Source organism: Stenotrophomonas sp. PS02300, from assembly GCF_029959395.1.
Lineage (GTDB): Bacteria > Pseudomonadota > Gammaproteobacteria > Xanthomonadales > Xanthomonadaceae > Stenotrophomonas > Stenotrophomonas maltophilia_AD.
In genome coordinates this window covers 1-345 of record NZ_JASCOP010000277.1, presented here as the reverse complement: position 1 = coordinate 345, position 345 = coordinate 1, and the positions used below count along the sequence as shown (strand labels likewise).

Below are 345 nucleotides of genomic sequence, written 5' to 3'. Positions count from 1 at the left end.
GCTGTCCTGGTCGGCGAACACGAACAGCTCGCCGCCGCGGGCGCGCACTTCCTGCATGTTGGATTTGACCTTCTCCAGCAGGCTGTCGTTGGGCGCGATCACCACCACCGGCATGTCTTCATCCACCAGCGCCAACGGGCCGTGCTTGAGCTCGCCGGCCGGGTAGGCCTCGGCGTGGATGTAGGTGATTTCCTTGAGCTTGAGCGCGCCTTCCAGCGCGATCGGGTAATGCAGGCCACGGCCCAGGAACAGGGCGCTGCTCTTGCGCGCGAAACGCTCGGCCCACGCAGCGATCTGCGGCTCCATGTTCAGCGCGTGCTGCACGCTGCCCGGCAGGAAGCGCAG

1 protein-coding gene is annotated in these 345 nt (G+C 66.7%); it reads right to left on the bottom strand.

What is annotated here, in order from left to right; genetic code table 11:
- On the bottom strand, window positions 1-345 hold a 345-nt coding region (locus tag QMX79_RS20880; RefSeq protein ID WP_282248481.1), incomplete at both ends, for an SIS domain-containing protein.